Below are 4,985 nucleotides of genomic sequence, written 5' to 3' on the forward strand. Positions count from 1 at the left end.
CGGCTGGCACCGCGAGGAGCGGCCGGCGGCGTTGCTGGATCCGTTCTGCGGCAGCGGCACCCTGGTGATCGAGGCGGCCTGGATGGCCGCCGGCGTGGCGCCCGGCGCGCTGCGCCGCGAGTACGGCTTCAGGCCTGGCGCGGCTGCCGCAAGCCGCTCTGGGAAGAGGCCCTGCGCGAAGCCGCCGCCAGCCTGGAGGGCGGGCTCAAGGGCCTGCCGTCGCTGAAGGGCTTCGACGCCGACCCGGACACCATTCAGTACGCGCTGCACAACGCCGAGCGCGCCGGGGTGCGCCGGCGGGTGCATTTCGAGCGGCGCGAGCTGGGCGCCCTGCGCGGCCGGGACTTCGCCGACCAGGGGCTGCTGGCCACCAACCCGCCCTGGGGCGAACGGCTGGACGAGCAGACCAGCGCCGCCTGGCTGTACGCCGGCCTGGGCCGCATCCTCGGCGAGAAGGCGCCGGCCTGGACCGCGGTGATGCTGGGCGCGGACGTGGCCGCGCTGGACCGCTCCGGCATGGACATGACCCAGCAGTGGAAGGTGCGCAACGGCGCGTTGAACAATTTCATCCGCGTCAGCCGGCCGCGCCCGCCGGCGCCGCAGCCGCCGCTGCGGGTCGGCGACGCGCCCGGTTTCGAGCTGCCGGAACCGGCCATGCCGCTGTTCAACCGCCTGCGCAAGAACGGCAAGCACCTGCGCCGCTGGCTGGAGCGCGAGGACATTCAGGCTTACCGCCTCTACGACCGGGACCTGCCGGAATTCAACGTGGCGGTGGACGTGTACGGCGATCAGGCGCTGGTGCAGGAGTTCAAGGCGCCCAAGACCGTCGACGAGGACAAGGCGAAACAGCGCCGACAGTGGGCGGTGAGCGCGGTGCGCGCGGCCCTGGGCGTGCACCGCGAGCAGGTGCACCTGCGCACCCGCGAGCGGCAGAAGGGCAACCGCCAGTATCAGAAACTGGATGGCCAGGGCCAGTACCGGGTGGTCCGCGAGGGTCAGGCGCGCCTGCTGGTGAATCTGAACGACTATCTGGACACCGGCCTGTTCCTGGACCACCGCCCGCTGCGGCTGCGGCTCGCCGAGGAGTGCGCCGGCAAGCGCTTCCTCAACCTGTTCGCCTACACCGGCGCCGCCAGCGTGCAGGCGCTGGTGGGCGGCGCCCGCCGGGCGGTGACGGTGGACGCCTCGCGGCGCTACCTGGACTGGGCCGCCTGCAACCTGGCGGTGAACGGCTTCTCCAGCGAGGCCCACCCGCTGGTGCGCGCCGACGCCATGGCCTGGCTGGAGGACTGCCAGGAGCAGTTCGACGTGGTGTTCTGCGATCCGCCCACCTTCTCCAACAACAAGTCGCGCCAGGACTTCGTGGTCCAGGAGCACCACGGCGAGCTGATCCGGCGCATCATGAAGCGCCTGGAGCCCGGCGGCGTGCTCTACTTTTCCTGCAACTTCCGCCGCTTCGAACTGGAGGAAAGCATCGCCCGCTGGTATCAGGTGGAGGATCTGACCGCCTGGAGCCTGCCGGAGGACTTCCGCCGCAACAGCGCCATCCACCACTGCTACGCGATCCGACACGGAACCCTTTGATGACTGTCGTGCTATACACCACCCTGGGCTGCCACCTGTGCGACCAGGCCCGCGACCTGCTGCTCACCGTGAACCAGCAAATCGATATTCACGCGGTGGATATCGCCGAGGACGATACCCTTATCGCGGAGTACGGCGAGCGTATCCCGGTGCTGCGCCACGGCGACCGCGAGCTCGCCTGGCCGTTCGGGTTGCTCGACATTCAGGCGCTGCTTTCGGAGTAAAGATGGAAAAGATTACCGTTAAGAAACTCAACGGACGGCACGTGGAAAAGGTGCTGCTGCGGTCGGTGACGCTGTCGATCTGCATCGTGCAGGTGGAGATCGACGGCGTGAGCTACCACGTGGTGGACGAGAAAGGCCAGATCGTGCGCTTTAACGGCGCCGAGCACGCCAACAACGTGCTCGGCAAGATGACCACCGACAAGGCGGTACTGGTGCACAACTCGCCCTACGCGGAAATGGCCGGCCAGCCCGAAGACGGCCCGCAACCCGCCCTGGAGGTCGACTTCAACTGGCGCGCGGAAAAAGCCTGAAGCTGCCGGGTGGCTGAAAGCCACCCTTTCGCGGGCAGGGCCCGCTCGCACAAATCGAGTGACTCAGACGAGCCCGAGAAAAGTACGGGTATTGGCGAAGGTACGCGCCGCCAAGTCTGCTTCACTCTCGCCGCGCAGACCGGCGACGCGCCGCCCGATCCAGGGCAGATAGCAGGGCTCATTGCGGCGCTTGCGCGGTGGCTTCTCCGGCAGATCCCGGGGCAGCAGATAGGGCGCGTCGGTTTCCAGCAGCAGGCGGTCGCCGGGAATCTCCGGCACCAGCGCCGCCAGGGCGCCACCGCGCCGCTCATCGCACACCCAACCGGTGATGCCGATGTGGCAATCCAGATCCAGGTAGTCGAACAGGGCCTCGCGCTGATCGGTGAAGCAGTGCACCACGGCGGCGGGCAGCTTGTGCCGCCAGGCTTTCAGAATCGGCAGGAAACGGTGGTGGGCGTCGCGCTGATGCAGGAACACCGGCTTGCCGGCCTCGGCGGCCAGCGCCAGCTGTGCCTCGAAGGCGCTTTCCTGGTCGTCCCGGGGCGAGAAGTCGCGGTTGAAGTCCAGGCCCATCTCCCCGGCCGCCGCCACCTCGGGGTGCGCCAGCAGCCCGGCCAGCGCGCGGCCGGCCTCGGCGTCGAAAAAGCGGGCGTTGTGCGGGTGAATGCCGGCGGTGGCGAACAGGGCCGGGCCGGCGTCGGCCCATTGCCGGCACAGCGCCACGGCGGCTTCCGACTCCGGCACACTGGTGCCGGTGAGCAACATCAGGGCCACGCCGCTGTCGGCGGCGCGGGCCAGCACCTGTTCACTGTCCTCGGCGAACTGCTTGTCGCCAAGATTGACGCCGATGTCCGCCCAGCGCGGGCCGTGCTCCGGCATGCCGCTCATCCGTGGCTGGGCTGGGGTTGTCCAAGGCGCGCGTTGAGGCGCTCGCGCAGGTCTTCCACCCGGCGCCGGTTGGCGCCCAGGTCCCAGTAACCGATGCGCGAGGCGGAGCGCACGTCGATCAGACCGTCGTCGTGCACGTACAGGGTCACATCATCAACGAACCGCAGAATCCGGCTGGTGAAGCGGGCCTGAATGCGGGCCGGACCGATCCGCTCGTAGGCCACCCGGGGCAGGGTGTCGAGCACCTCTTCCAGCATCGCCAGGCTGTCGGCGCGGTTGCCGGCGCCGGGCAGCGGCGCCACCCGGTGACGTTCGTCCTCGGCAAGGCTCGACACGCAATTCGGCGCGGACGGGCAGGGGGCAAGCAAACGGGTGTCCGACATACGGTTCTGTCTCTCACTACTCTCGTTACTGGCGTCGTCGCCGGCGCCGGCGTTGCCCTGGCAGGCGGCCAGAGCGATGCCCAGCAACAGGGTTGCCAAAAGGCGGTTAACGGTGTCAATGCGCATTGGGATCACGGATCAGACCCACGAAAATACCCTCGATCATCAGCTCGTCGGCGGCCACGCGGATCGGCGCGTAGGCGTCGTTGGCCGGCAGCAGCGTGGCGCTGGAGCGGTTCAGTTTAAGGGTTTTCACCGTGACTTCATCGTCAATGCGCGCCACCACGATCTCGCCGGACCGGGCGGTCTGGCTTTTGCGAACCGCGATCAGGTCACCGTCGAAAATGCCGGCTTCGATCATGCTATCGCCCTGGACCTTGAGAAGATAGGTGGGGCGCTGGCGAAACAGCCCCTGGGGCACCGGCACGGTGCGCTCCACGTTTTCGATCGCCTCGATCGGGGTACCGGCGGCGACCTTGCCCACCACCGGCACCTCATCGCCCATTTCCAGCGCCAGATCGAGAAGCTGGATGCCCCGCGAGCGGTCGCCGTGCAGGCGGATGTAGCCCTTGCGCTCCAGGGCGCGCAGGTGGTCGGACGCGGCGTTCTTCGATTGAAAGCCCATGCGTTCGGCGATTTCAGCCCGGGTCGGGGCCATGCCGGTCTCCATCTGGGACGCACGAATGCAATCGAGAACCTGCTGTTGGCGTGCGGTTAATGCGATGCTCATGTCGGCCTCCTCGGGCACGGTTCCGCTGTTACGTACACTGATAATACGGACAGTGTAATATGTCCAGTGGTTTTTTGCACCGTACGAGTGAACAGCGGCCTGTTCGGCGGTGGCAATCCGGGAAACGTTCGGGCTAGGATGAGGCCGCCATACACGGGGAAGAGGGGAGACATGAAGCACGCCCAATGGCAGGAATCGGATCACGCGCGGGTGGAGGCACTGCTTTCCGGCGTGCCGTTTTTCAATGAGGTGGCGCGTGACGACGCGGACCAGCGGGCGCTGCTTCTGGCGCGCACGGAAATCATCGAGGCCGGCCCTGGCGACCGGGTGATCCGCGCCGGGGAAGTGGAATCGTCACTGTACTTTCTGCTGCGCGGCCAGCTGGTGGTGCAGGGCGAGAGCGCCGACGGCGCACCCTCGGCGGTGCTGTATTACGTGTCCCCGGGCGAGGTGTTCGGGACGCTGTCCATGCTGCTGGGCACCGCCCGCAGCGCCACCATCCGCGTGGCGGACGCCGCCCGCGAGGCGGTGATGGCGAAGCTGGAATTCACCGATTTCGACCGCCCTGACTCGCCCTACACGCTGGCCACCCGGCTGGCGTTCTTCCATATGCTGGTGCATCAGATCCGCTGGGCGGTGGAAGTGCAGAGGATGCAGGCGCCGGACCAGGAGCTGGTGGCGGCGCTGCGCAAGGTGCCGATCTTCACCGGCCCCCGGGACAGCGACGAAGAGCTGGCCGCGCTCAAAACGCAAGCCCGAGAGCTAGCCGGGCTGCTTTACAGGTGGAACACTAAGCCGCCCAGCGCCACTGGTAACGCCCAACTCACCTAATGGCACCCTGTGGGAGATTCTATGGTGCCTAACA

6 protein-coding genes and 1 pseudogene are annotated in these 4,985 nt (G+C 67.6%); 4 read left to right on the plus strand and 3 right to left on the minus strand.

The genetic code is table 11. The features are described from left to right. The 3 genes and pseudogenes from rlmKL to ISO4_RS16705 all read left to right on the plus strand — a co-directional run. Positions 1–1,584: pseudogene (rlmKL, locus tag ISO4_RS16695) on the plus strand (bifunctional 23S rRNA (guanine(2069)-N(7))-methyltransferase RlmK/23S rRNA (guanine(2445)-N(2))-methyltransferase RlmL); the annotation flags it as partial. After that, positions 1,584–1,808, plus strand: coding sequence for a glutaredoxin family protein (locus ISO4_RS16700; protein ID WP_194856965.1), 225 nt, complete (start codon positions 1,584–1,586; stop codon positions 1,806–1,808). The pseudogene rlmKL and the gene ISO4_RS16700, both read left to right, overlap by 1 nt. Before the next feature lie 2 nt (positions 1,809–1,810). Further along, the gene (locus tag ISO4_RS16705) at positions 1,811–2,119 is read left to right on the plus strand and encodes a DUF6482 family protein (protein ID WP_194856966.1); all 309 of its coding nucleotides are present in this window, start codon (positions 1,811–1,813) and stop codon (positions 2,117–2,119) included. Between the two features lie 63 nt (positions 2,120–2,182). Here the strand turns inward: ISO4_RS16705 and ISO4_RS16710 are convergent, their stop codons facing one another. The 3 genes from ISO4_RS16710 to lexA are packed head-to-tail and all read right to left on the minus strand — an operon-like array spanning position 2,183 to position 4,120. Continuing rightward, positions 2,183–2,998 (minus strand): TatD family hydrolase, encoded by an 816-nt coding sequence (locus ISO4_RS16710; RefSeq protein WP_194856967.1) that lies wholly within the window; start codon positions 2,996–2,998, stop codon positions 2,183–2,185. Between the two features lie 5 nt (positions 2,999–3,003). Next, on the minus strand, positions 3,004–3,516 hold the full coding sequence (locus ISO4_RS16715) for a DUF1499 domain-containing protein (RefSeq protein WP_228548226.1): 513 nt from the start codon (positions 3,514–3,516) through the stop codon (positions 3,004–3,006). After that, a complete protein-coding gene (gene lexA / locus ISO4_RS16720) occupies positions 3,506–4,120 on the minus strand; it encodes a transcriptional repressor LexA (RefSeq protein WP_142949434.1) in 615 nt (204 codons plus the stop codon). Before lexA ends, ISO4_RS16715 begins: the two co-directional genes overlap by 11 nt. 171 nt (positions 4,121–4,291) lie before the next feature. Here lexA and ISO4_RS16725 point away from each other — a divergent pair, with 171 nt between their 5' ends. Further along, positions 4,292–4,951: a cyclic nucleotide-binding domain-containing protein gene (locus tag ISO4_RS16725; protein ID WP_142949433.1), complete on the plus strand. Its 660-nt coding sequence runs from the start codon at positions 4,292–4,294 to the stop codon at positions 4,949–4,951. Positions 4,952–4,985: the final 34 nt, after the last annotated feature.

It is taken from the genome of Alloalcanivorax venustensis ISO4, assembly GCF_015356855.1.
GTDB lineage: Bacteria > Pseudomonadota > Gammaproteobacteria > Pseudomonadales > Alcanivoracaceae > Alloalcanivorax > Alloalcanivorax venustensis.